Annotated in this window: 24 protein-coding genes and 5 tRNA genes; 14 read left to right on the plus strand and 15 right to left on the minus strand. The window is 71.5% G+C overall.

Going from position 1 to position 24,177, the window contains the following annotated elements; all coding sequences use genetic code 11:
• Both Van01_RS23655 and Van01_RS23660 read right to left on the minus strand, forming a co-directional pair.
• The coding region (locus Van01_RS23655) for a LacI family DNA-binding transcriptional regulator (RefSeq protein ID WP_204011686.1) at positions 1 to 807 on the minus strand (807 nt) is incomplete at its 3' end.
• A gap of 92 nt (positions 808 to 899) precedes the next feature.
• The gene (locus tag Van01_RS23660; RefSeq protein ID WP_204011688.1) at positions 900 to 2,192 is read right to left on the minus strand and encodes an extracellular solute-binding protein; all 1,293 of its coding nucleotides are present in this window, start codon (positions 2,190 to 2,192) and stop codon (positions 900 to 902) included.
• Positions 2,193 to 2,443: 251 nt separating this feature from the next.
• On the opposite strand from Van01_RS23660, the gene Van01_RS23665 reads away from it, so the two are divergent.
• From Van01_RS23665 to Van01_RS23675, 3 genes are all read left to right on the plus strand, one after another.
• Positions 2,444 to 4,066: a glycoside hydrolase family 43 protein gene (locus tag Van01_RS23665; protein ID WP_204011689.1), complete on the plus strand. Its 1,623-nt coding sequence runs from the start codon at positions 2,444 to 2,446 to the stop codon at positions 4,064 to 4,066.
• A 429-nt stretch (positions 4,067 to 4,495) separates the two neighbouring features.
• Entirely contained in the window at positions 4,496 to 5,689 is a 1,194-nt protein-coding gene (locus Van01_RS23670; protein ID WP_204011692.1) for an endo-1,4-beta-xylanase, read from the plus strand.
• A 95-nt stretch (positions 5,690 to 5,784) separates the two neighbouring features.
• Positions 5,785 to 6,453 (plus strand): polysaccharide deacetylase family protein, encoded by a 669-nt coding sequence (locus Van01_RS23675; RefSeq protein WP_204011693.1) that lies wholly within the window; start codon positions 5,785 to 5,787, stop codon positions 6,451 to 6,453.
• A gap of 22 nt (positions 6,454 to 6,475) precedes the next feature.
• Here Van01_RS23675 and Van01_RS23680 read toward each other — a convergent pair whose 3' ends face one another.
• On the minus strand, positions 6,476 to 7,552 hold the full coding sequence (locus tag Van01_RS23680; RefSeq protein ID WP_204011694.1) for a saccharopine dehydrogenase NADP-binding domain-containing protein: 1,077 nt from the start codon (positions 7,550 to 7,552) through the stop codon (positions 6,476 to 6,478).
• A 99-nt stretch (positions 7,553 to 7,651) separates the two neighbouring features.
• On the opposite strand from Van01_RS23680, the gene Van01_RS23685 reads away from it, so the two are divergent.
• Entirely contained in the window at positions 7,652 to 8,599 is a 948-nt protein-coding gene (locus Van01_RS23685; RefSeq protein ID WP_204011695.1) for a helix-turn-helix domain-containing protein, read from the plus strand.
• Between the two features lie 46 nt (positions 8,600 to 8,645).
• Here Van01_RS23685 and Van01_RS23690 read toward each other — a convergent pair.
• Together Van01_RS23690 and Van01_RS23695 are read right to left on the minus strand one after the other, a co-directional pair.
• Positions 8,646 to 8,720: transfer RNA gene (locus tag Van01_RS23690), tRNA-Val, on the minus strand.
• Between the two features lie 40 nt (positions 8,721 to 8,760).
• Positions 8,761 to 8,833 (minus strand) — tRNA-Gly (locus Van01_RS23695).
• Positions 8,834 to 8,987: 154 nt separating this feature from the next.
• Here Van01_RS23695 and Van01_RS23700 point away from each other — a divergent pair.
• Positions 8,988 to 9,233, plus strand: a complete 246-nt coding sequence (locus Van01_RS23700; protein WP_099846910.1) for a DUF6458 family protein — start codon at positions 8,988 to 8,990, stop codon at positions 9,231 to 9,233.
• Positions 9,234 to 9,288: 55 nt separating this feature from the next.
• On the opposite strand, the gene Van01_RS23705 is transcribed toward Van01_RS23700, so the two are convergent.
• From Van01_RS23705 to Van01_RS23725, 5 genes are all read right to left on the minus strand, one after another.
• A complete protein-coding gene (locus Van01_RS23705) occupies positions 9,289 to 10,509 on the minus strand; it encodes an FAD-dependent monooxygenase (protein ID WP_204011696.1) in 1,221 nt (406 codons plus the stop codon).
• A complete protein-coding gene (locus Van01_RS23710) occupies positions 10,506 to 11,102 on the minus strand; it encodes a PadR family transcriptional regulator (protein WP_099851955.1) in 597 nt (198 codons plus the stop codon). The genes Van01_RS23705 and Van01_RS23710 overlap by 4 nt, the downstream gene beginning before the upstream one ends.
• 137 nt (positions 11,103 to 11,239) lie before the next feature.
• Positions 11,240 to 11,314, minus strand: a tRNA-Val gene (locus Van01_RS23715).
• Positions 11,315 to 11,329: 15 nt separating this feature from the next.
• Positions 11,330 to 11,400: transfer RNA gene (locus Van01_RS23720), tRNA-Cys, on the minus strand.
• Between the two features lie 34 nt (positions 11,401 to 11,434).
• Positions 11,435 to 11,507 (minus strand) — tRNA-Gly (locus tag Van01_RS23725).
• Between the two features lie 175 nt (positions 11,508 to 11,682).
• Between Van01_RS23725 and Van01_RS23730 the strand changes: the two genes are divergently transcribed.
• Positions 11,683 to 12,285: a TetR/AcrR family transcriptional regulator gene (locus Van01_RS23730; RefSeq protein WP_204011697.1), complete on the plus strand. Its 603-nt coding sequence runs from the start codon at positions 11,683 to 11,685 to the stop codon at positions 12,283 to 12,285.
• A 105-nt stretch (positions 12,286 to 12,390) separates the two neighbouring features.
• Positions 12,391 to 12,966: a TIGR03086 family metal-binding protein gene (locus Van01_RS23735; RefSeq protein WP_204011698.1), complete on the plus strand. Its 576-nt coding sequence runs from the start codon at positions 12,391 to 12,393 to the stop codon at positions 12,964 to 12,966.
• Positions 12,967 to 13,015: 49 nt separating this feature from the next.
• Here Van01_RS23735 and Van01_RS23740 read toward each other — a convergent pair whose 3' ends face one another.
• Positions 13,016 to 13,918, minus strand: a complete 903-nt coding sequence (locus tag Van01_RS23740; RefSeq protein ID WP_204011701.1) for a hypothetical protein — start codon at positions 13,916 to 13,918, stop codon at positions 13,016 to 13,018.
• A 178-nt stretch (positions 13,919 to 14,096) separates the two neighbouring features.
• On the opposite strand from Van01_RS23740, the gene Van01_RS23745 reads away from it, so the two are divergent.
• The 4 genes from Van01_RS23745 to Van01_RS23760 all read left to right on the plus strand — a co-directional run bounded on the left by Van01_RS23745 (position 14,097) and on the right by Van01_RS23760 (position 17,732).
• Positions 14,097 to 14,765 carry a class I SAM-dependent methyltransferase gene (locus tag Van01_RS23745; RefSeq protein ID WP_204011704.1) on the plus strand — a complete coding sequence of 223 codons (669 nt, stop codon included), beginning with the start codon at positions 14,097 to 14,099 and terminating at the stop codon, positions 14,763 to 14,765.
• Between the two features lie 9 nt (positions 14,766 to 14,774).
• Entirely contained in the window at positions 14,775 to 15,968 is a 1,194-nt protein-coding gene (locus tag Van01_RS23750; RefSeq protein ID WP_204011707.1) for a cytochrome P450, read from the plus strand.
• 85 nt (positions 15,969 to 16,053) lie between these two features.
• Positions 16,054 to 16,983 carry an ATP-binding cassette domain-containing protein gene (locus Van01_RS23755; RefSeq protein ID WP_204011722.1) on the plus strand — a complete coding sequence of 310 codons (930 nt, stop codon included), beginning with the start codon at positions 16,054 to 16,056 and terminating at the stop codon, positions 16,981 to 16,983.
• A complete protein-coding gene (locus Van01_RS23760) occupies positions 16,980 to 17,732 on the plus strand; it encodes an ABC transporter permease subunit (RefSeq protein ID WP_204011725.1) in 753 nt (250 codons plus the stop codon). Before Van01_RS23755 ends, Van01_RS23760 begins: the two co-directional genes overlap by 4 nt.
• Before the next feature lie 20 nt (positions 17,733 to 17,752).
• On the opposite strand, the gene Van01_RS23765 is transcribed toward Van01_RS23760, so the two are convergent.
• The 4 genes from Van01_RS23765 to Van01_RS23780 all read right to left on the minus strand — a co-directional run bounded on the left by Van01_RS23765 (position 17,753) and on the right by Van01_RS23780 (position 21,934).
• Positions 17,753 to 18,430 (minus strand): response regulator, encoded by a 678-nt coding sequence (locus Van01_RS23765; RefSeq protein ID WP_204011728.1) that lies wholly within the window; start codon positions 18,428 to 18,430, stop codon positions 17,753 to 17,755.
• Positions 18,427 to 20,004, minus strand: a complete 1,578-nt coding sequence (locus tag Van01_RS23770; protein ID WP_239099257.1) for a sensor histidine kinase — start codon at positions 20,002 to 20,004, stop codon at positions 18,427 to 18,429. The genes Van01_RS23765 and Van01_RS23770 overlap by 4 nt, the downstream gene beginning before the upstream one ends.
• Before the next feature lie 68 nt (positions 20,005 to 20,072).
• The gene (gene bioD, locus Van01_RS23775; protein WP_204011734.1) at positions 20,073 to 20,801 is read right to left on the minus strand and encodes a dethiobiotin synthase; all 729 of its coding nucleotides are present in this window, start codon (positions 20,799 to 20,801) and stop codon (positions 20,073 to 20,075) included.
• On the minus strand, positions 20,798 to 21,934 hold the full coding sequence (locus Van01_RS23780) for an 8-amino-7-oxononanoate synthase (RefSeq protein WP_204011736.1): 1,137 nt from the start codon (positions 21,932 to 21,934) through the stop codon (positions 20,798 to 20,800). The genes bioD and Van01_RS23780 overlap by 4 nt, the downstream gene beginning before the upstream one ends.
• 178 nt (positions 21,935 to 22,112) lie before the next feature.
• Between Van01_RS23780 and bioB the strand changes: the two genes are divergently transcribed.
• From bioB to Van01_RS23795, 3 genes are read left to right on the plus strand one after another with little or no spacing between them, the layout of a single operon-like run.
• Complete coding sequence (gene bioB / locus Van01_RS23785) at positions 22,113 to 23,108, plus strand: biotin synthase BioB (RefSeq protein ID WP_204011737.1); 996 nt, start codon at positions 22,113 to 22,115, stop codon at positions 23,106 to 23,108.
• Positions 23,105 to 23,305, plus strand: coding sequence for a biotin synthase auxiliary protein BsaP (bsaP, locus tag Van01_RS23790; RefSeq protein WP_204011739.1), 201 nt, complete (start codon positions 23,105 to 23,107; stop codon positions 23,303 to 23,305). Before bioB ends, bsaP begins: the two co-directional genes overlap by 4 nt.
• 4 nt (positions 23,306 to 23,309) lie before the next feature.
• Positions 23,310 to 23,813 (plus strand): GNAT family N-acetyltransferase, encoded by a 504-nt coding sequence (locus Van01_RS23795; protein ID WP_204011741.1) that lies wholly within the window; start codon positions 23,310 to 23,312, stop codon positions 23,811 to 23,813.
• Positions 23,814 to 24,177 lie beyond the last annotated feature (364 nt).

Genomic DNA, 24,177 nt, shown 5'->3' on the forward strand with positions numbered 1-24,177 from the left:
AGGCATCCGCAGCCCCCGCTGCCGCACCGCCTCGTACACGCCCAACGCCATCTGGTCACTCGACGCGAAGATCGCCGTCGGCGGCTCGGTGAGCCCCAGCAACCGCACCCCACCGGAGAACCCGGCCTCGTGGTAGAAGTTGCCCGCCTGGATCAATCGGTCGTCGATCGGGATCCCGGCGGCTTCCAGGGCCGCCCGGTAGCCGTCCATCCGCGCCCGGCTGCACATCAACTGCGGCGGCCCGGCGATGAACCCGATCCGCCGGTGCCCCAGCCCGATCAGATACTCCGTCGCCCGCAGGCTGCCCGCCCAGTTCGTGGCGCCGATGGTCGGCGCGTCCTGAGCCGGTACCCCGGCCGGATCGACGATCACGGCCGGGATGTTCAACCGGCGCAACTCCGCCTGCTGCGGCGGTTCGAGGGTGGAGGTCACGAAGATGACCCCCTCCGTGGACCGGGTCCGGATGTTGTCCAGCCACTGTTTGGCAGAGGAGGAGCGTCGGTGGATGGCCGACACCACGGTGCCCACCCCCGCGGCGTGCGCCACATCCTCCACACCCCGGATGATCTCCACCGCCCACGGACTGTCCAGATCGTTGAAGACCAGGTCCACCAACCCCGAACTCGCCCGCATACTCGGCGGCCGACGCCGGTAACCATGCCGCGTCAGCAACTCCTCCACCCGCTCACGGGTCTGCGGAGCCACATCCGAACGACCATTGATCACCCGGGACACCGTCGGCACCGACACCCCCGCCAGGCGGGCGATGGCCGCGATGGTCACTGTCCGGTTGTCGTTGGCAGCCATGCGCCCTTCCTTTCTCGCTCATCCCTTGACACTGCCGGCGGGGGGCGCCGACGAGCTGGCGTTCGGCTCCGACACGGGCCGAGCGCCGCCCGCTACTGCTTCTTCGCGACCCGGGTGATGTCCTTGACGATCTGGTCCGGCTGCTTCGTGCCGGCGATCAGCTGGGCCACGCTCTCGTTGACCTGCTGACCCACCGCCGGCGGGTACGCCTGGTCGAGATAGAGCTGGAAGCCGGTGGCGATGCCCAGGTTGGCCGCCACGACCTGGTTGTTCAGATCCTTGATCCCGCCGGCCGCGGCCTGGTTGGTGGGCAGCACCGCACCGGTCTGGGCGGCCCGGCGCTGGTTGCGTGCCTGCAGCAGCGTCCGCAGGAAGTCCACAGTGGCGGCCGGCGCGTCACGACCGACCACGAAGCCGTTGCCGCCCCCGAACGCGTCGGTGACCGAGCCCTTGCCATCCTCGACCGCCGGGAAGGGGAAGAACGCGAGCCGGTCACCGAGCCCGCGCTTGCTTGTCGAGGAGGAGGCCTGCACCGACGGTGCCCACTGGCCCATCAGCTCCATGGCGGCGTCCTCGTTGCCCATCGTGGCGGCCTGCCCGGTGTCGGAGCCGTACTCCGCACGCAGGTAGCCCTTCTGGAAGGGCTGCATGTCGACAAGTTCCCGGAGCCGCTCACCGGCGGCGATGAAGACCGGGGTGTTGAAGTTGCGGTCCTCGGCCGCGCGCTGCAGCGCTTCCAGGCCGCCGATCCGCATCGCCAGGTACGCCCAGTAGTAGTGCCCGGGCCACTTGTCCTTGCCGCCGAGCGCGATCGGGGCGATGTTGACAGCCTTGAGCTTGGTCACCACCCCCAGCAGTTCGCTCCAGGTCTTCGGCGGCGTCTCGATGCCGGCCTTGGCGAAGTGGTCCCGGTTGTACCAGAAGCCGACCATGCCGATGTCGAACGGGATTCCGTAGATCTTGTCGTTCACCGTGTACGGCTGCAACGAGGCGGGCAGCAACTGCCCGATCCATCCCTGGACCTCGTTCGTGATGTCCTTGACCAGGCCGGCCTCAACCTGCTGCTGCAGCGCGCCGCCGCCCCACGACTGGAACAGGTCCGGTGGCATCGCCGCCTCGACCGCGCCGTTCAGCTTGGTCTTGAAAGCCTCGACCTCCAGCGGCTGCACCTCGACCGTGACGTTGTTGTGCACGTTCTCGTACTGCCGTGCCAGATCAGCCCAGACGCTGAGCATCGGCTCGGCGTCCTGGACGTGCCACCATCTGATCTTCTGCGGGCTCGCGGAAGCGCCGCTGTCCCCATCCCCACAGGCGCCGAGCAGGAGCGCGCCGGCGCCCGCGCCGGCCAGCCCCAGCAACGACCGGCGGGAGAGGTGCGATGTCATGGTTCATCCCTTCGGGAGGCGTAATGCACGGAGGGAGCACCACCGCGATCAGCGGCGGTCATGAAAACGGGATCGCAAGTTTCGCTTCGATACCGGTATTTTCGATGTGATGGCCGGCACGTTACGACGGCTTTGCGCCGCCGGTCAAGGGGGTGTCGCGAGCCGACGCGAGCCGATACCGTGAGCGCAATCTTGGCACTTCCGGAGTATTTCCGGGAAAAAACCGGGATCGTGACCTGAAGGAGTCGAACATGTCGACCGAGATCGCAGACGTGGCTATCGCCCGGTCGATCCGCAACCCCGTCCTCACCGGCTTCCATCCCGACCCGTCCATCCTGCGGGTCGACGACGACTACTATCTGGCGACCTCGACCTTCGAGTGGTACCCGGGCGTCCGGGTGCACCACTCGAAGGATCTCGTCCACTGGCGGGAACTGGGCGGGATCATCACCGAACGCCGCCTGCTCGACCTGCGCGGCTGCGGCGACTCCAACGGGATCTGGGCGCCCGACCTGACGTACCACGACGGACTGTTCCACCTTGTCTACAGCGACGTCGCCAGCTTCGCCAGCGGGTACTGGGACGCGCAGAACTTCCTCACCACCGCGCCGACCATCACGGGACCGTGGTCGGACCCGGTACGGCTGCACTCGCACGGCTTCGACGCCGCGCTGTTCCATGACGACGACGGCACCTCCTGGCTGTTGGCGATGAGCGCCGACTGGCGGCCGGGCCGCGACCGCTTCGGTGGCATCGAGATTCAGCAGTATGACCCGGCCCGGCGGCAACTGGTCGGCCGACCCCGGATCATCTTCACCGGCACCGATGTCGGGCTGACCGAGGGACCACACATCTACCGGCACGACGGCTGGTACTGGCTGGTCACCGCCGAGGGCGGCACCAGCTGGGAGCACCAGGTCACTGTCGCGCGGTCGCGCGACCTGTTCGGACCGTACGAGGTGGACCCGGCCGGACCGCTGCTCACCTCGGTCGGCCGGCCGGACCTGACGCTGCAGAAGGCCGGCCACGGCAGCCTGGTCCGCACCCAGCGTGGCGAGTGGTACCTGGCGCATCTGGTGGCCCGGCCGTACACGCCGCTCGGCAACTGTGTCCTCGGGCGGGAGACCGCACTACAGAAGGTGGAGTGGCCGACGGGAGGCTGGCCGTGCGTCTCCGGTCGCGTTCCGGCCGACGAGATCCCCGCCCCGGACCTGCCGGCCCATCCGTGGCCCGACGAGTCGCCCACCGACCACTTCGACGGCCCACTGCTGGGCGCCGGCTGGTCGACCCTGCGCCGGCCGGCGACGGACGACTGGATCGACATGCGCTCCCGCCCGTCGCACCTGCGCGTGCACGGTGGTCAGTCCCCGGTCGGTAAGCAGACGCCGAGCCTGGTGGCGCGGCCCGTGGGTGCGGTCCGCTGCTCACTGGAGACCGTCGTCGAGTTCGACCCGGGCGACTACCGGCACCTGGCGGGCATCACCGGCTACTACAACACCGAGAACTGGCACCACTTCTACCTGACCCGGGCCGACGACGGCCGGTCCGTACTGGAGTTGCTCAGCTGCGACGGCGGTCGCCGCACCGCGTACCCGCAGCTGACCGTCGACACCGGCGGCCGACTGCGGGTGGGCCTGCGGGTCACCTTCGACGGTCCGGCCCTGCGCTTCGCGTACGACCTGGGGGAAGGCTGGCAGCAACTGCCTGTGGAGCTGGACGCGACGATCCTCTCCGACGAGCACGCGGCCAGGATCACCGACGGCGAGCCGGCGGCCTGGGGCTTCACCGGCGCTCTGCTGGGCCTCTGGGTGCAGGACATCGGCGGTGACGGTCGCTTCGCGGACTTCGACCACGCCACCTATCTCGAACACTGACCCGGTCGGCCGACGGTGTGCGCCGTCCGCCGATCGACCCGCTGCCGGCGGGCCCTCGACCCGGGCCGGCTCGACCCCGTCACGGAACCCGCGGGAGCGAGCCGGCCCGGCCAGCTTCCCGGATGTGTCAGGAGGTTGACCGGCCGCCCCGGGAGCGGAGCTGTATCCGGAAGTTTCCGGTTGGAAACTGGACGTTCCAGCAGTGCCCACGGCCCACTTCCGGAAGTTTTCGTGGTTGACTGCGGCCATCGACGGGCCCTAACGTTTCGGCCAAGTTACCGATCGACATCCGGAAAAATATCGGTGCCCTCCGCGACCATCTGACGGTCCGGTCACGGCACCGTTCACCGCTGCCAACCTGCTCAGCACCGGCCCGGAACCTGCACTTCATGATCGACATCTGTCGATTGAAGACCGAGAGGAACGCAGATGAAGTTGAGACGGTGGATGACCGTAGGCGCGGTCGCCGTCGCGACCGTGACGACGTTGAACATGGTGCCGGCGACCGCCGGCCGACCGTACGACCCGACCGCGCAGACCTTGGGCGCCCTCGGCCTGCGCCACGGCCTGCAGATCGGCACCGCGGTCAGCGCGGACGCCCTCAACGACACCGCCGACCCGGAATACCGCAAGATCACGGCATCCGAGTTCGTCTCGGTCACCGCCGAGAACGCGATGAAGTGGGAGAGCCTCGAACCCACCCGCGGCACCTACAACTGGGGCCCGGCCGACCAGCTCGTCGAGTTCGCCAAGCGCAACCGGCAGAGCGTACGGGGTCACGTGCTCGTCTGGCACAACCAGCTGCCGCAGTGGCTGACCGAAGGGGTCGCCGACGGCTCCATCAGCAAGCAGGAGCTACGCGACCTGCTGCGCAAGCACATCACCACTGTGGTCAAGCGCTACAAGGGCAAGATCTGGCAGTGGGACGTCGTCAACGAGGCGGTGAGTGACCCCTGGGACAACCCGCCGACCCTGCACTACAAGGGCTTCTGGGCGCAGAACCTCGGCCCCGGCTACCTCGCTGACGCGTTCCGGTGGGCCCGCGCCGCCGACCCGAAGGCGCTGCTGTTCTACAACGACTACAACATCGAGGCGTTCGGCTCCGGCAACCCGGCCGACGACAAGACCCAGTTCGTCTACGACATGGTCAAGCGGCTGCGCGCCCAGGGCGTACCCATCGACGGTGTCGGCGCCCAGGGCCACCTCGGCACCCAGTACGGCAACTTCAGCACCTTCCAGGTGACCGAGGCGCTGAAGAAGTTCACAGCGCTCGGGGTGGCGACCGCGTTCACCGAGGTCGACGTCCGTAGCCAGATGACCGAGGCCGTCCAGGCCGGCAACTCCGAGGAGATCAACCCCAGGTTGCAGGCGTCGGCCGCCAACCACAGCGTGCTGATGAAGGCCTGCCTGGCGGTGCGCAGCTGCCTGTCGTACACCGTCTGGGGTTTCAGCGACAAGCACTCCTGGGTGCCGGGTTGGTTCGAGGACCCGCCTGAGGGTCTGGCCACCATCATGGACGAGAACTACCAGCCCAAGCTGGCCTATCACGAGATCAAGTCTGACCTGATCCTCGCCGGCCCGCCGTACGTCCTGCCCCGCATCGCAGCCAAGCCCCGCCGCTGACGTTCGTCACGGCGGGCGGACCAGCCATCCACCACCAGCGGGCCGTGCGGGGCGTCAACCGCCCCGCACGGCCCACCCAGCGGAAGGTCCGAACGATGTCGTCAATCACGCAGCCCCTGCGTCCACCGCGTGCCGCGCCCGGGCCGGGCACCGGCCCGCCGCCGGTACGGCCCACCGAGGTGATCGGCACCGAGCGGGCCGTGTGCCTCACCTTCGACGACGGACCGCACCCGGAACACACCCCGCACCTGCTCGACATCCTGGCCGCCCACCATGTCCGGGCGGTCTTCTTCGTGCAGGGCGATCGCGTCATCGAGCACCCCGACCTGGTACGCCGGATCGCCGCGGCCGGCCACGCGCTCGGCAACCACAGCATGCACCACGACGACATGGCCTCCTGGACTGCCGGCCGGATCGCCTCCGACCTGCTGGAGACCAACGCGGTCATCCGGCACGCCGTCCCGCACGCCCGGGTCCCCTACTTCCGGGCACCCTACGGCGCCTGGGGCCAGACTCCCGGCGTGGCGACGGCGCTCGGGATGCGGCCGATGGGGTGGCGGCTCGCCGTGACGGACTGGGAGCCACCCGGCACCGACGAGCTGCTGCGACGCCTGATCGAGGGCGTGGCACCGGGCGCTGTGGTGCTGCTGCACGACGGCGGCGGCGACCGCAGCCAGACCGTCGACGCCGTCGACCGGGCCATCCCGACCCTGCTCGCCGACGGTTGGCGCTTCGCCCTGCCCGCCAGCGCGGACGGGCGCTGACGGCACCCGCCCGGCACGCAACTCACCGCAGCAGGGACAGATCCGGCCCGGAGCCCGCCGGCGCGGATTCGCGCGGGACGTGCAGCGACAGGTCCGGGGACAGGGCGGCGAGGAAGTCCGGCGCGTCGAAGGCCGCGCCCGCCGACGCGACGCCGACGGTCCTGGTGCGGCCGGTGAGGATGCGGTCGACGGCCTCCACCGCGAGCGGCGCGCTTATCGCGTAGATGTCCTGACCGGTCGCCGCCAGCCGACGCGACGTACCGCCGGCGCGGACGAGAACGTCGACGACGAAGGTCTGCCCGGATCGGCCACGCCCGTCGACGACAGTCGGAGCCGACGTGTCCGCAGCGGACAGGTCCGCCGCCGCCGTGGCCGCCATGTAGGTGCGGACCAGGGGGACGGTCAGGTGGCTGGGCACGGTGACGACGTCGGCCATGGTGAAGTCCCCGATGACGCGTCGCGGGCCGAGCGGCGCCGGGAAGGGCCATTGCAGGGTCGGCAGCGCGTCGTCGTGGTATTCCAGCTTCCCGCCGGTGTAGCGGACCCGGCGGTGACCGCGCCGCTGTGCCGACACCGATCCCGAGGCGCGGGTTCCGGCGGTGGGCCGCCAGTTGCTCAGACCGTAGGCGACGTGCACCTCGTCCGCCGCCGACCAGTCATCCATGACCGTGGTCACCAGCAGGTCGCCGAGACCGCCGAAGAAGGCCATCGCGGGGACCACCACGATGCCCGCGGCGCGGGCCGGCGCCGCGAAGTGCCGGAAGGTGTCGAGGTTCGCCTCGATCTCCGCCGCCACGTCGACGTACGGGATGCCGGCGCGCAGCGCCGCCGCCACCAGCGCGGCGGCGGTCGACGCGAACGGCCCGGCGCAGTTGATCACTGCGGTCGCGCCGCGCAACGCGCGGTCGAGGGAGGCCGGATCGTCGACCGACGCCTGCCGCGCTTCCAGCCCCGGTCGGGTGCGCGCCAGCGCCAGTAGCTTCTCCTCGTCGCGGCCGACAAGCAACGGCAGGTACCCGCGCTCGCCCAACTCATCGACCACGAACCGGCCGGTGTGTCCGTACGCGCCGAACACCGCCACCTGTGCGTCCGATCCCATGCCTGCTCCCTGCTCGAAGTGATCCTCCGGGCATCACTCTGTCGGGGTTCGTCCGGCGGCACGAGTGTCTGGAACGACACGACCCGTACAATTCCCGACATGAGCGCTGCCCCGCACTCCGTCGCGATCGCCACCACCGACGGCATGCTCCACTTCGAACTGGCGCTTGCCTACGAGGTCTTCGGCTCCGCGCCGGACGCCGTGCCCGGCCCCTGGTACGACGCCCGGGTGTGCGGCACGCACCCGGTCCGGGTCGGTCGGTTCCTGCTGGAGCCGGACCACGGGCTCGACCGGCTGGCACAGGCCGACACGGTGATCGTGCCCGCCCTGGCGGATGTCACCGACGATCCACCCGGCAACCTGGTCGAGGCGGTACGCACGGCACACGCGTCGGGTGCGCGGGTGGTGTCGCTCTGCACCGGCGTCTTCGTGCTCGCCGCCGCCGGCCTGCTCGACGGGCTACGGGCGACCACCCACTGGGCCCACACCACGGACCTGGCCGCGCGCTATCCCCGGGTGACTGTCGACCCGGACGTGCTCTACGTCGACAACGGCCGCGTGCTCACCTCGGCGGGCAAGGCCGCGGCCATGGACCTCTGCCTGCATCTGGTCCGCCGCGACCACGGCCCGGCGATCGCCAACGTGGTCGCCCGTCGCCTGGTGGTGCCGCCCCACCGGGCCGGCGGACAGGCCCAGTTCGTCAGCACACCGGTGCCCGCCCAGGACGGCCATCCGCTTACCGCACTGCTCCCCTGGGTCATGCACCGGCTCGACCAGCCGCTCACCGTCGAGGATCTGGCCCGCCGGGCGAACCTCAGTTCCCGGCAGCTCACCCGCCACTTCCGCTCGGCAACCGGCACCACGCCGTTGCAGTGGCTGCTGACGCAGCGGATCCGGCGGGCGCAGGAACTGCTGGAAGGCACCGACGACAGCATCGACACGATCGCGGTGGCCGCCGGCATGGGCACGGCGACGACGTTGCGCCGGCACTTCCACCGCACGGTCGGCGTGCCGCCGGACACCTACCGGCGGACCTTCCGAGCCTGAGTCGGGTGCTCGCGCGGCTGTGCGCTGCCGGAGAGGTGAACAGTGCTGGTGGGCGATACTGGGTTTGAACCAGTGACCTCTTCCGTGTCAAGGAAGCGCGCTCCCACTGCGCCAATCGCCCGTGGTGAACCGGCGACACCCGTGGATGTGGCCGGACCGCGAGCGGACGACGGGATTCGAACCCGCGACCCTCACCTTGGCAAGGTGATGCGCTACCAGCTGCGCTACGTCCGCATGCTCCCGTCAAGCGCCGGGAACGGGCCTACTGTACCCGACGGCAAGATCGCCTGTGGCGCCGCCCCCGGGACGCCTGTGATTGCGCCGCTCATCCCCCGGGTACAGACGTTCCTCGACAGCACACCGCACCCCCCGGACAAAGGAGGCTGTCGTGGGTATCGGCACCAGCATCTTTCTGTTGGCGCTCGGCGCCATCCTCACCTTCGCGGTAAACGCCAGCATAGGTGGGCTCGACCTGGACGTGGTCGGGTGGATCCTGATGGCCGCCGGCGTACTCGGCCTGATCATGACGACGCTCGTCTGGGGCCGCCGTCGGCAGACGGTCGCCACCACCACCGAGGAGCCGGTGGAGTACCGCCGGGTCGAGGAGCGTCGGGACATCGCACCGCCGCTGTGACCGGCAGCGGGCGGTGGCGGTCACCTGAGGGTGGCCGCCACCGCTGCGCGCCGGCTCAGGCGGAGCCGACAGCCAGTTCCGTGGTGACCGGTGCGTCCCAGTCGATCCGGTAGCGCTGCTCCGGGCCGAGGGTCCGTTCCGGGTTCAGGAACGTCCGCAACGCCAGCGGCATCATGAGCCGCATCATCCGTTTCCCGACCGGCCCCACGGTCTTGGTGGAGGTCGTCTGCCGGCCCCGCCGGAGGACCTTCTCGACCCGTCGACGGCGCAGTCGCTCGTACGCGTCGAACGCGGCCGGCAGTTCGGCGTGGTCCCGCAGGCAGCGGGCCAGCTGCACGGCGCTCTCCACGGCCAGCGACGCACCCTGACCGGAACTGGGCGAGGGCGCGTGCACCGCGTCACCCACCAGCACCATCCGACCGCCGTGCCAGCGCGGTACCGACGGCATGCTCTCGATCGATCCGATGGCCACCAGGCCGTCCGGTTCGGTGTGGGCGAGCACCTGCCGGGCCGGTACGTCGTCGGCGAACACCTCACGCAGCCGGTGCAGCCACTGCTGTCTCGGGATGCGACTCGCCTCGGCGTAGCTGGTGGGCCGCCGGTCCGGCACGTTCGCGAACCAGGCGGTACGACCATCGGGCTGCACCCAGTAGCCGAAGAAGGCCCGAGCGCCGAAGACGAAGTACATCGCCTCCGGATCGGCGTCGGGCACCGCGTACCGGGCCGCGCCGCCGAGGTTCAGCAGCGGCAGCACCTGGGGCGCGGGGGCCTGCGGGTCGATGAGCGTACGCACCCGGGAGCGGATGCCGTCCGCGCCGACCAGCAGGTCGGCGCTGGCGGTGGAGCCGTCGGCGAATCGGGCGAGCACCCCGTCGTCGCTCTCCTCGGCGTCGACGAGCCGCTTGTCGTACGCGATGCGCACGCCCTGGGCCTCGGCCTGTTCGCGCAGCACCCGGGCCAGGTCGTCGCGCCACAGCCCGAGGGTGACCGGCTCCACCGCCACGTGCGGGAAGGCACCGATGCGGCCCCCGCGACCGTCGGTGACCACTGTCCGTCGCATGGGCAGGCCGACGCCCTCGACTGCCTGTTCCGCACCGACACAGTCCAACGCGGCCAGCCCGTTGGGCGCCAGGGTCAGGGTGACCCCGCTCCCCTCGGTCACCGCCGGGTACGCCTCGTGGACGGTGGCCTCGATGCCGGCGCGACGCAGCGCCATCGCGGTCACCGGACCGGCGATCCCGCCGCCGATCACCAGCGCGGTTCGGACGGCTGTCATACCCGACCCCCCATGGTCTCCTGCCAGGACTTCGCATAGTCCGGCTGTTTGAGTGACTCGATCAACTCGGTGACGAACCTGCGCTCCGCCTCCAGCAGCGCAAGCGCGTACTGCTCCTCGACCAGGAAGATCCACGCGACGCCGTCGGCGCGGGCCTCGTCCATGGTCGTGCGGGTCTCCTCGATCCGGCCGGCCAGCGCCGCCGACCGGCGGCGCAGCACCTCGACCGCCTCGTCGGGCGGGAGCAGGCTGAGCAGTGACAGCGCGACGGCGAAGTGCGGATACTCCGCGCGCGGCTGGGCGAGCAGGGAACGCAGCCAGTCGTGCACCTCGTGCCGCCCCGCTTCGGTGATCGCGTAGACCGTGCGCTCGGGCCGGGCGCTGTCCCGGACCGTCTCCTGCGCGGTGACGAAACCGGCCCTGTCGAGTTGCTCGATGACCATGTAGAGCGAGCTGCGGGTGTACCGGATGTGCCGGTCCTTGCCCGTCTGTTTGAGGCGGCGGCCCAACTCGTAGGGATGCATCGGCTCCCACAGCAGCCAGGCCAGCACGGCCAGGGCCAACGGGTTGGGCACTCTCCGACGTCGCTCCACCACACCCCCTTTAGTCAGGGCTGACTATCCAGCACTGACTAAGGGAGCGTCAACCCCGGGTCGGTGACTGTCGTACGGAGACACGTGAAAGGCCCGCTACCGGATCTCCGGTAACGGGCCTTGTCTGCTGGATCTGATGGTGGGCGATACTGGGTTTGAACCAGTGACCTCTTCCGTGTCAAGGAAGCGCGCTCCCACTGCGCCAATCGCCCTTGCCGTTCTTACCGAGGTGGGGACGGGATTTGAACCCGCGTACACGGCTTTGCAGGCCGTTGCCTCGCCTCTCGGCCACCCCACCGAGGTTGCCCCCGTCACGCGTGGCGGCAGCTCCGAGCGGACGACGGGATTCGAACCCGCGACCCTCACCTTGGCAAGGTGATGCGCTACCAGCTGCGCTACGTCCGCACGCCCCGGGCATTCCCGGTGACGGATGAGAACTCTAGCCGAGCGGTGGAACGGATGCCAAATCGGGCTCCCGTCCCGGCGAGTCCGGAACTGTCCGGCTTCCGACTGTCGCAAGCCGGATCAGCAGGGGTTTGGTGACCGGCCGTATCCGCCTCGATCGGATACGGTGACGGGCGTGACGAGACGTGCGGCCGAGATCCGCCTGGATGCCCTGCTGCGCACCGCATGTGACGTGATCGGGCAGCGCGGGTTGGCGAACACCCGCACCGCGGACGTGGCGCAGGCCGCCGGGGTGAGTCAGGCACTTGTCTTCTACCACTTTGCCACTAAGGAACGGCTGCTCGCCCAGGCCTTCGCGTACGCCGTCGAGCAGGATCTGGCCCGGCTCGACGCGGTGACCCGCTCCAACGCCCCACCACTGACCAAGCTCCGCCGGATCCTGCGTCTCTACACCCCGGCCGGGCGTGCCACCTCCTGGTCCATGTGGATCGACGGCTGGGCGGAGTCGCTGCGTACCCCCGAGTTGGAGAAGGTCTCCCGCAAGCTCGACCTGCGTTGGCGGCAGGACCTCGCCACGGTGATCTCCGACGGGGTCCGGGAGGGCATCTTCGTCTGCACCGACCCGGCCGGCGCCGCCTGGCGGATCAGCGCCGTGATGGACGGCCTGGCGGTGCAGCTCGCGGTGCACGAGCGGGTGATCTCCCGCCGGCAGTTCGCCGAGTGGGTGCGTCTGGTCACCGCCCGCGAACTGGGGCTGGACCCAGCCCAGCTGGAGTAGGGCCCGGCTGCGGCAGCGCCGCCACCGGCACGGCGACCCGCCGAGGGTTACCCGCGCCACCGAATCCGGCGGGTTACCCGCGCCCCCGACGGGAACAACTGCGACATGGAGCTGCTGAAGACCTACCGGCGCAGCCTGGCCGAGTTCACCGACCGGGTGGAACAGGTGCACCCCGGCCAATGGTCGGCCGCCACCCCCTGCCCCGGCTGGGACGTCCGCACACTTGTCAACCACGTGGTCAGCGAGGAACGCTGGAGCGTGCCGCTGCTCGCCGGGCGCACCGTCGACCAGGTCGGCGACCGCTACGACGGCGACCAGCTCGGCGCCGACCCGATCGAGACCGCCCGCGAGGCCGCGGCGCAGGCAGAGGTCGCCGCCACCAGTCCGGGCGCCCTGGACCGGGCGGTGCACCTGTCGGCCGGCCTCACCCCGGCCGAGGAGTATCTGCACCAGTTGCTTGCCGAACACCTCGTACACGGCTGGGACCTGGCGGTGGCGATCGGTGCGGACCCGACCATGGACGTCGACGCGGTCGCCGAGGCGGCCCGCTGGTACTCCCGTCATGTCGAGGACTACCGACGTGACGGGCTCGTCCAGTCCGAGGTAGCGCTGCCCGCCGGGGCCGGTGAACAGGATCGGCTCCTCGCCGCGTTCGGCCGCGACCCCGACTGGGCACCGTGACGCGCTGCCACGGTGGGGACGGTTTCGCCCGCCCCCACCGTGGCCCAGGTCAACTCAGGTAACCACCGTCGCGGGGCACCGTCCGCCACCGGCTCCGCGGCGCCGACCGCCGTTCCCAACGTCCGGGCGTCGGACCACCGGCCTCGACCGCGGGTTCCGGCTCCCGAGTCAGCTGCCGCAGCCGCAGCAGCAGGCCCACCCCGAGGAAGAGCAGCAGACCGCCGAGGAGGAAAGCCACCTCGGTCAGACCGAGCCCGCTCCCTGTCTGGTTTCCGGCCGCGTCGGCGGCCGGCGGATCGACAGCCCCACCCGCGTACCCCGCGTCGTCGGCAGGAGCGCTCTCCTCCTCGGTCGGATCGACAGTCGGCACCTCGACCGGCTCCTCCGTCGGATCGACAGTCGGCGCCTGCGACGGGGTCGGTGCCGCGGTGGTGGGACGAGCGTCCACGCCCCGACCCACCACCTCGCGGGTCGCCGTCTGGCGGGACAGCAGCCGCAGGTTCCGGTCGTACGCCTCGGCGGCGAGACTCACCCGTCCCCGGTCGACGTCCCGGGCGAACGCGATCCGGTACTGCGCGGTGACGGTACGCCCCGGGCAGAGGGTGCCCGGGTCGAGCTGACGGTCGGTCAGCCGGGCCGAATCACCCTCGGCACGCACCTCCACCGGGAACGAACCGGTCTCCTCGATCCGGTCCACCCGCACCTGGTCCAGTCGCAACCCCTGCACACCCAGCACCATCGACCAGCGCACCTTGATGCAGTCACCCTGGTCGGAGCGGGACACCACAGCGGAGACCGTCGCCACCCGCCCACCGGCGGTGAACTGGTCCGGCAGGCCGCCGAGTTCGGTGGCGAACGCCGCATGCGCCGGCGCAGCCATGGCAAGGTCCACCCCGGTGAGACATGCCAGTGCCACCCCGATCCGTAGCGTGTGACGCCACAGCCTCTTCACGATCCGTCCTCCCGTTGGTCGCCTCCATTCGCAACGCTAGGAGCGCGGGACGCCACCCGGTAGACGGGCGTGTTCGCACGGACCGTGAAGCGAGATGCCCGTTTTCACGTACGGTATTGAACCGGTAACGGATCACCCGCGACACGCCGGGCGCGGTGACGCGGTGCACAATCACCTGATGTCCGCGCTCTCCGCCGCTTTCGTCCGGCTGCACGCCCGGCTCACGCCCGTCGCCTTCGTGCCCGAGGTGCGGCTGCACCAGGCGGACGAGCCGATCGGGTTGTGGGAGCTGACCGAGGGCGAGTTCCGCAGCGACAGGCCACCGCCGTTCTGGGCCTTCGCCTGGGCCGGTGGGCAGGGCCTGGCCCGCTACGTCACCGACCATCCGGAGGTCGTCGCCGGCCGCCGGGTACTGGACCTGGCCTCCGGCTCCGGCCTGGTGGCCATCGCCGCCGCCCGCGCGGGTGCCGCCGCCGTCCGCGCGGTGGAGGTCGACGAGCTGGCCGTCGCGGCCGTCGCGCTCAACGCCGAGGCCAACGGGGTACGCGTCGACGCCGAATTCGGCGACATCCTCGACGGCGACGCGGGCGACGCGGAGGTGGTCCTCGCCGGCGACGTCTTCTACAGCGGGGCGATGGCCAACCGGGTGCTGCGGTTCCTGCTGCGCGCCACCCGGGCCGGGGCGTCGGTGCTTGTCGGTGACCCGGGACGGGCCTTTCTGCCCCGGGAACGCTTCGACGAACTCGCCGCCTACGACGTGCCGGTCAGTGCGGCGCTGGAGAGCGTCCAGGTGAAGCGCACCACGGTGTGGCGGTTGCGCGCCGGCCGGCCGGCGGCGGCCGACTAGCGTGACGCCGTGCTGTTCCGCAGCTGGGAGCAGGCCCCGACGGCGACCGCAGGCCCCGGGGCCGGTGGCGGCGTCACCCGCTGGCCCGACGTGGCCCGGGTCACCGACCACGTGGGTGTCGAGCACCTGCTGGTGACCCGGCACGCCCTGGTCCGCCAGGTGCTCGCCGACCCCGACACGTTCCGACCCGACAACGCGCTGGACGCGGTCACCCCGATGCCGGTGGCCGCGCTGCGGGTGCTCGCCGCCCACCGGTTCCGGCTGCCACCGACCCTGGCCAACAACGGCAGTGTCAGTCACCCGGAAATCCGCGCCCTGGTCGCCGAAGCGCTGCACCCGAGCCGGGTGGCCGCCCAACGCGACTGGCTGGCCACGCTGGTCCGGCAGCGGGTCGCCGAGCTGTCCGCCACCCTCGACACCGGCGCACCTGTCGACCTGCACGCGGGCCTCTGCGCCGACCTGCCGCTGCTGGTCCTGGCCCGGCTGGTCGACCTGCCCGACGCGCCGGTCACCGCGGTGAAGGAGTTCGCCCGCGCGGCGCTGGAACTCTTCTGGGCACCGCTGGACGCCGACCGGCAGCAGGCGCTCGCCACCGAGGTGGGGCGCTTCCACAGGCTGTTGCGGGAGTTCGCGGCCACCGGCGACGGCCTGGCCGCAGCCCTGCGGGCCGCCGGGCACCCGCCCGACGTGGTCGTCGGCGCGCTGTTCTTCCTGCTGGTCGCCGGGCAGGAGACCACCTCGCAGTTCCTCACCCTGCTGCTGCACCGGCTCACCGGAGAGCCGGCGGTGCTCGCCGGGCTACGGGACGGCTCGGTGAGCGCCGCCGACGTGGTCGAGGAGGGGTTGCGACTCGAACCACCCATCGTCACCTGGCGGCGGATCGCCGCCGTGGACACCACGCTGGGCGGGGCTGTGGTGCGGGCGGGCACGAGTGTGGTGCTGTGGCTGGCCCGAGCCGGACGCGATCCGGCGGTCGTGCAGTCGCCTGACGAGTTCCGCCCGGGACAACGCGGCTCACGCCGGCATCTGGCCTTCGGGGCGGGCGCGCACCGCTGCGTCGGCGACCAACTCGCCCGGATGGAGGCGACCACGCTGGTGAGCGAGGCCGCACCACTGCTGACCGGGGTACGCGTGGTGCGCCCGCCGCACTGTCCCGACAATCTCACCTTCCGGATGCCCGACACCTTCGTCGTCCGTCGCTGAACCGGGCGTGAGGTGACGAAAGTCAGTACCGGATGGTGCCTTTCGGGCACGGTGGGCCGGGCCGCCGCGGACCTACCGTCCGGACATGATTACGTTACGTGCGTTGACCAAGCGGTTCAGGGAGACCACAGCCGTCGACGGGCTGACTGTCGACATCGCTCCCGGCCGGGTCACCGGCTTCCTCGGGCCGAACGGCGCCGGCAAGTCGACCACCATGCGGCTGGTCCTGGGACTGGACCGGCCCACCGCAGGCCAGGCGCTGATCGGCGGGCGGCCGTACCGCGAGCTGCGCCGGCCGCTGCACGAGATCGGTGCGCTGCTGGACGCGCGAGCTCTGCATCCCGCCCGCTCCGGCCGCGCCCACCTGTCGGCGATCGCCGCCAGCAACGGCATCCCCGCACGCCGGGTGGACGAGGTGCTCGCCACCGTCGGGCTTGACGATCGGGCGGCGGCGAAGCCGGCTCGCGCACTCTCCCTCGGCATGGGTCAGCGGCTCGGCATCGCCGGTGCCCTGCTCGGCGACCCGCCGGTGCTGATGTTCGACGAACCGGTGAACGGCCTCGACCCGGACGGGGTGCGCTGGATCCGGCAGCTCAGCCGGTCGCTGGCCGCCGAGGGCCGGACCGTGCTGATCTCCAGCCACCTGATGAGCGAGATGCAGCAGACCGCGGACTGGTTGGTGGTGCTCGGCCAGGGCCGGCTGATCGCCGACGCGCCGACCGCTCAGGTGATCGCCGGCGGCGGACTCGCCGTACGGGTCCGCAGCCCGCGACCGACCGGGCTGGCTGCCCTCGCCGACCGGCTGACCGCCGCCGGTGCGGTGGTCGAGCCCGGCGGAACTGACGAACTGACCGTCACCGGCAGCACCGTCGAGCGCGTCGGTGAGCTGGCGTACGAACTCGGGGTGCCGCTGCACGAGTTGGCCACGCACGAGGCATCCCTGGAGCGGGCCTTCATGGCCCTCACCGCCGACCACGTCGATTACCGGGCCGGTGCGGGAGGTGCGGCGGCATGACCACGATCCGCGCGGAATGGACCAAACTCTGGACGGTCCGCAGCACCTGGTGGACGATGCTCGCCGCGGTGGTGCTGATGGCCGCCACCGCCGGGCAGCTGGCGATCTACGTGGCCAACGGCAACACGAACGACGATCCGGGCGACGACGCCGGGGTGGTCCCAGTGGGCGCCGTGCTCATCGATTCGCTGGAGCTGGTCCAGTACGCCGTGCTGGCCCTCGGCCTACTGATGATCACCAGCGAGTTCACCACCGGGACGATCCGCACCACCTTGCAGTGCACGCCGTCGCGGGCTCGCGTACTGCTGGCCAAGGCTGCGGTGACCGCGGCCGTGACCTTCGGGCTCGGGTTGCTGCTCGGCGGCGTCGGCGCGCTCGTCGCTTCGCCGGTGCTCGGTGAATGGGGTACCGCTCCGCCGGCCGGCACCTTCCGCGACGTGGTCGCCCTGGCCGCCTACCTGGCGTTGATCGGTGTCCTCGCGCTCGGCCTCGGCGCCGTGTTACGCAGCGCGGTGCTGACGTTGACGGTGCTTCTCGCGGTGCTGATGATCGTGCCGCTGTCGTTGCGCGAGCCGGACATCACAGCGCTGCACCGGATCGCCGACGCCTTCCCGGGCGAGGCCGGGCACCACCTCCTGGCCGGCGACGGGCAACCGTACCCACCGGCGGTCGGGCTGCTGCTGCTCGCCGGCTGGGCCGCCGTGGCACTGCTCGCCGGCCGAGCGGCGCTCCGCAGACGCGACGCGTGAACCTCAGGCGGGGCTGGTTCCTACTCGACCGGTTCGACCAGCCCCGCCTCGTACGCGAGGATCGCCGCCTGCACCCGGTTACGCACCTCAAGCCGAGTGAAGATGCTTGTCAGGTAGGTCTTCACGGTGCCCTCGACCAGATACAACCGGCGGGCGATCTCGGCGTTGGACAGTCCCGACCCGACCAGCGCCAGCACCTCCCGTTCCCGGGTGGTCAGCCCGGCCAGCCGGTCCTGGGCCAGCGGTCGACGGGCGACCCGGTCGCCGCCCAGCTCGATCACCCGGCGGGCCACGGTTGGGGACAGGTACGCGCCGCCACCGGCTACCGCGTGTACCCCGGCGATCAGTTCCCGCGGGTCGCCGGCCTTGAGCAGGAACCCGCTCGCCCCGTGACCCAGTGCCCGGGCCACATGGTCGTCCTCGCCGAACGTGGTGAGCATGATGGTGGCCGTCTGCGGCACCGACCGGCGGATCTCGGCGGCGGCGGCGAGCCCGTCCAGCTTCGGCATCCTGATGTCCAGCAGGGCCAGCCGAGGTCGGTGGGCCCGGACCAGTTCCACAGCCGTCCGGCCGTCGCCGGCCTCGGCGACGACCTCGATGGCCGGGTCGGTGGCCAGGATCGCCCGGACCCCGGCCCGGATCATCGCCTCGTCGTCGGCCAACAGCACCCGGACCGGCTCCTGCGGGACACTCGTCATTCGTTCATCCGCTCCTTGCTGACCAGCCGCCCGTCGACGAAGCACAACCGCCACGTCGGCTGGGCCAACGGGAAGTTGCCGTCGGTGTAGTACTCGCAGTCCGGCCGGGCCCCGGCCGGCCGGTCGACCTGCCGGGGCGGCAGGCCGACCAGGTCGCCTCGGGCCACACCCACCGACAGTTCCTCGAAGGTGCTCCGGTCCAGCACCGTGCCGACGGTGGCGACCGGGTAGTAGATCAGCGACAGTGCCAGCGTGAGGCCGACCGGCGCGCCGAGCGCCACCAGCAGGCTGCGCCGGACCTGCCGGCGGGCTGCCGCGCCAACCGGGTTGCCGCCGGCAGCCGCAGCCGAGCCGGCCGGAGCCACGTCGGGCAGGTCGATCACGTCGGGCCGGGCCGCGAAGGCGGCGTCAGCGTTGGTGGCGGGGGTAGGTACGGGTAGCCGGGCTCGGACGGCGAAGCCGCCCTGCGGGCATGCCCCGGCGCTGAGTGAGCCGCCGGCGAGCCGGACCCGTTCGGCAAGTGCGAGCAGGCCGGAACCGGTGGCGGGCGGCCCCGGCAGCGGACCGGCCGGCGGTGTCTCGTTCACCACCTCCACCACCACACCGTCCCCCCGCCGGACCAGACTGACCGTCACCTCGGCTCCGGGGGCGTACCGGGCGGCGTTCGTCAGCGCCTCGCGCACCAACCCGGATGCGGCGTGCCACGTCAGGTCCGGCAGGGCCGGCGGTGCGTTCGGCAGGCCCGGCGGCACCTCATCCGGGTTCGGCGACATGTCCCGTAGGTTCAGCCGTACCGCCATGCCGGCCTCCCGTGCGCCGTCGACCAGGTCGGCGATGTCCTCCCCGGCGGGACGGGTGGTGACAGGTGCGGTCTCCTCACGAAGCACCCCGATGATTCCGTGCAGCCGCTCGGTCGCCTCGGCCACACTGGCCCGCAGCTCACCGGCGGCGGCGCGGTGCCGGGAGTTGAGGTCGTCGGCGAGTTCCAGTGCGGCGGCACGCAGCGCGATCAGGCTCAACGCGTGCCCGAGCGAGTCGTGCATCTCCCGCGCGATGCGGGCCCGCTCACGCAACCGGATCCGTTCCGCCTCACCCTGTCGTTCGTGCGCGCGGGCCTGCTCGTAGCGGCGACCGGCGTCGACAAGCGCGGCCTGTTGTCGCCGGTACCTGCCGATCAGCCAGGGAAAGACGCCTGCGAAGAGCAGCACCGTGGCGAGCAGGAACCAGGTGGCCATGCCGGTGCCGAGCAGCCCGAGATTGAGCACCGTGCCACCGGCCGCGATCACCGCGAACACCACGGCCACCGGCAGCGTACGTGGACTTCGTCGGCCGGCCAGGTAGCTGAACACCGGGATGGCGAAGACGAAGTTGCCGTCGAGCAGCGTACCGAGCACCACCACGAGCAGGGCGACAAGCGGCAGCCGCCGACTCACCGCGACCGCGACCCCGGCCCCGCCCAGGCCGACGAGCAGCGACACCACGGCATCACGGGAGTGAGGCGGAGTGACACCGACGTACCCGAACGGCGCGGACAGCACCGCCCAGAGCAGCAGGTCACGCCACCTCTTGTGCACGACGGTCACGCTACCCACGCCCGGCCGGGGTCGGCACTGACGAAAGTCAGCAGGTCGACGGGTTCGGCTCAGGTGGCCTCGTCGGCCCAGGCCCGCCAGTCGTCGAGGACGCCGTACAGGGCCGGGGTGAGCCAGCCCGGGGCGGAGCGCCGGAACACTCCCGGGTCCATCGACCCGGCGCCGGCCGGCAACGCGCCGAGCAGGTTCGGCAGCAGGTCGCTGAGGTTGGCCCAGTGCACCAGCTCCGGCTCCGCCGGCCAGGCGCCGATCACCACGCCGGCCGGCACGGCCCGCCGCTCCAGCGCCTCCAGGGTGAGCGCTGTGTGGTTGAGGGTGCCCAGACCGGCACGGGCCACCACCACCGCCGGAGCGCCGAGCGACACGGCCAGGTCGGCGACCGTCCACGGCTCCCCCGAGGGCCGCAGCCCCATCGGGACGAGCAGCCCGCCGGCCCCCTCGACCAGCACCAGGTCGTGCTTGTCCGCCTCTTCCCGGATGGCGTCCACCGCGTTGTACAGCTCCAGCGGTGGCAGCTCGGCCACCCGGGCTGCGGCCAGCGGCGCGAGCGGGTCCGGGTAACTGGCCAGCGTACGCCCGGTCATCGGGGCGGCCAGCCGGGTGACCACCTCGACGTCACCGGGATCGCCGGTGGCCGTACCGGTCTGGCCGGGTTTGACCACCCCGACCCGCAACCCGGCCGCCTGTGCCGCAGCCGTGATCGCCGCGGTCACCACCGTCTTGCCGACCTCGGTGTCGGTGCCTGTGACAAGCACCGGTCCGCGCCACTGATCCGTCATGGCGCACAGTCCACGATGACCTCCAGGGCGTGTTCGAAGTCCACTCGCGGCACCCCGGCGCTGATCGTCAGTCGCAGCCTCGACCGGCTGTCGGGGGTTGACGGCGGGCGGAAACAGCCGACCGCCACCCCTCGGTCCCGGCAGGCGGCGGCCCACGCCGTCGCGGCCTCTGGTCCGGGTGCGGTGACCGAGACGACGGCGGCGTCGGCAGCGGAGACGTCCAGGCCGGCGGCGCGCAGCCGGCCGACCGCGAGGGCGGCCCGCTCGGCCAGTTCGGCGCGCAGCCCGGTACCGGAGCGCGCCAGCCCGACGGCGGCCCCCACCCCGGCGGCCACCGCGGGCGGTAGAGCGGTGTCGTAGATGAAGGTCCGCGCGGTCTCGACCAGGTGCCTGACGAACTCGGCAGGGCCCGCCACCAGACCACCGGCCCCGCCGAGCGCCTTGGACAGGGTCGCGGTGATCACCACGTCGGGCGAGCCGGTCAGTCCGGCCTCGGCGACCGCGCCGGCCCCGTTTGGGCCGATCACGCCCAGCGCGTGGGCGTCGTCGACGAGCAGCAGCGCGCCGTGTTCGCGGGCGGTGGCGTGCAGCCGCGCCAGCGGAGCGAGATCGCCGTCGACGGAGAAGACCGACTCGGTGACCACCACCGCCGGCCGGCCCGGAGCAGCCGCCAGGGCGGCGGCGACCGCAGCCACATCGGCGTGCGGGGTCACCACCGTTTCCGCACCGGAAATCCGGCAACCGTCGAGGAGTGAGGCGTGATTGTGCGCGTCGGAGACCAGCAGCGTACGGGGACGCACAAGCGCGCGGACCGCGCCCAGGTTGGCCAGGTACCCGGAGGAGAAGACAAGCGCCCGGTCGGTACCGAGCCAGTCGGCGAGCGTCTCCTCAAGCGTGTGGTGGGCGTCGGTGGAGCCCCGGACCAGCCTCGATCCCGTCGCACCCAGCCCGTATGCGGCGAGGGACCGGGCCGCGGCGGCGATCACCTCGGGGTGCGCGGCCAGGCCCAGGTAGTCGTTGCCAGCCAGGTCGACCACGCCGTCGGCGGCGGTACGCGGATGCAGCCGACGGGTCAGCCCCGCCTTCGCCCGCAGCTCGGCGCGGCGGTCCAGTGCTGCCAGCCAGTCCGCCACCGCCACTCCCTTCCCCGCCGGTTCCCGCCCGTCAGGCGCTTCCGCCGGGCGAAGTTACCACCCGCCGCGCCTGACCCGGCGTGGCGTGGCACGGCTCGCCGCGCCAGGCCGGCACGGCTCCGGGCCCACCGTCCGCGCTCGTTTACCGCCCGCGAAGGGGCCTTGTAGGGTACGTGCCATGCCAGAGATCCTCGACCAGGCCCGGGACCAGGTGCTGCACAACGGCGTCGGTCTCGACGAGGCCGGTGTCCTCGCCGTGCTGAACCTGCCCGACGAGCACCTGTCCGCCCTGCTCCAGCTCGCCCACGACGTGCGGATGCGCTGGTGCGGCCCGGAGGTCGAGGTCGAGGGCATCGTGTCGCTGAAGACCGGCGGCTGCCCGGAGGACTGCCACTTCTGTTCCCAGTCCGGCCTGTTCACCTCGCCGGTGCGCTCGGTCTGGCTGGACATTCCCTCGCTGGTGCAGGCGGCGAAGCAGACCGCCGCGACCGGGGCGACGGAGTTCTGCATCGTGGCCGCCGTACGCGGTCCGGACGCCCGGCTGATGAAGCAGATGCGGGAGGGCGTCGCCGCGATCAAGGCCGAGGTCGACATCCAGGTCGCCGCCTCGCTGGGCATGCTCACCCAGGAGCAGGTCGACGAGCTTGTCGACATGGGCGTGCACCGTTACAACCACAACCTGGAGACCTGCCGCTCGTACTTCCCGAACGTGGTCACCACCCACTCCTGGGAGGAGCGGTGGGAAACCCTGCGGATGGTCCGTGAATCCGGCATGGAGGTCTGCTGCGGCGGCATCCTCGGCCTCGGCGAGACTGTCGAGCAGCGGGCCGAGTTCGCCGCGCAGCTCGCCGAGCTCGATCCGCACGAGGTGCCGCTGAACTTCCTCAACCCGCGGCCCGGCACCCCGCTGGGTGACCGCCCGGTGGTGGAGGGCAAGGACGCGCTGCGGGCCATCGCCGCGTTCCGGCTGGCCATGCCGCGCACCATCCTGCGGTACGCGGGCGGCCGGGAGATCACCCTGGGCGATCTCGGTACCCGCGACGGGCTGCTCGGCGGCATCAACGCCGTGATCGTCGGCAACTACCTGACCACTCTCGGTCGCCCGGCCACCGACGACCTCAAGCTCCTCGACGAGCTGAAGATGCCGGTCAAGGCGCTGTCGGCGACCCTGTGACACCGGCTGTGGCAGCTCAGACCTGGTGCGACAGGTGCGGCGAGGCGGCTGCGTCCGGCGCACACGAGGAGTGTGCGGCGGCTCGGGCCCTGGAGCCGCCCCGGTACTGCGCCAGGTGCCGGCGTCGGATGAAGGTGCAGGTGCTGCCGGTCGGCTGGTCGGCGATCTGCGTCGAGCACGGCGAGATCCGGAGCTGAGCGGATGTTGCACGGCAAGGCGGTGACCCTGCGACCGGCGACGGCCGCCGACGTACCAGCCCTGGCCGGGATCCGCGCCGAGCCCGAGGTCCGCCGCTGGTGGCGGGGCGGCGACGACCTGGTCGCCGCCGTCGAGGAGGACCTCACCGCCGAGGGCCTCTCGGTGTACGCCATCGAGCACGACGGCCGGGTGATCGGCGCGATCCACTGGCACGCCGAGGACGACCCGGACTACCGGCACGCCGGCATCGACATCTTCCTCGACCCTTCGGTACGCGGCGCCGGGCTCGCCGGGGACGCCATCCGCGTCCTGATCCGCCACCTGATCGACGTCCACGGCCACCACCGCTTCACCATCGACCCGGCGGCGGCGAACACCGCAGCCATCCGGGCGTACGCGAAGGTGGGTTTCCGGACCGTAGGGGTGATGCGCCGCTACGAACGTGGCGAGGACGGCCGCTGGCACGACGGCCTGCTGATGGACCTCCTCGCCGACGACCTGCGCTGACGCCGCCCGGGCGGACTCGGCCGGCGGAGGCTGCCCTCCTCCCCCACGCTGCTCCTGACAGACCGTGACGTCTGCCCCCCTCCAGCCACTCCACTCCGCGCCCTTTGCTCTGCTTCAACCAACGCAACGCTCACCGACAGTGGCGGCAATCGTCGCCTGCTTGGCCACCGGCCGATGCGGAGCCCCTGCTCAGGCGCTATTGCGTGGGTTGAAGCAGAGCAAAGCGTGCGAGGTGAGGCAAAGGTCCGACGCCGCCTATGCCACGCAGAGTGAGCATTGCTCGCTGTGTTCGACCTGGAAGCGCCACCAGCCGCAGGTCGCCCCAGCCACAGGTCGGCCTCCGCCGTGCAGGACGCCCGGTCGC

The organism is Micromonospora andamanensis (assembly GCF_016863495.1).
Taxonomy (GTDB): domain Bacteria; phylum Actinomycetota; class Actinomycetes; order Mycobacteriales; family Micromonosporaceae; genus Micromonospora; species Micromonospora andamanensis.